Origin of the sequence: Pseudoalteromonas sp. S3776 (assembly GCF_005886915.1) — a bacterium.
Classification (GTDB): domain Bacteria; phylum Pseudomonadota; class Gammaproteobacteria; order Enterobacterales; family Alteromonadaceae; genus Pseudoalteromonas.
On sequence record NZ_PNCU01000123.1, the window covers coordinates 1 to 255 of the forward strand.

The following is a 255-nucleotide window of genomic DNA, read 5'->3' on the forward strand; positions in this document are numbered from 1 at the left end:
GGCTTCAATCAGCGACGCTTCATAGTCATTCGGGTCGATGCGAGCAAGTACGTCACCTTCTTTGACAAAGCCACCTTTGACAAACTTGTCTGACAATGAAATGACTTGACCACTGACCTGAGCAACAAGATCAGTACTGTATTTTGGCATCACGATACCGTATGACGATACGTCAAGCCTAACTTGGTCAATATGAATAGGTTGAACCTGTACGAGAGGATGTACTATTTCTTCTTTCTTCTCTTCTGGAGGTTG

The 255-nt window shown here is 43.9% G+C and carries 1 pseudogene; it reads right to left on the reverse strand.

Annotation, left to right across the window (positions count from 1 at the left end):
- Positions 1 to 255: pseudogene (locus tag CWC16_RS19405) on the reverse strand (biotin/lipoyl-binding protein); the annotation flags it as partial.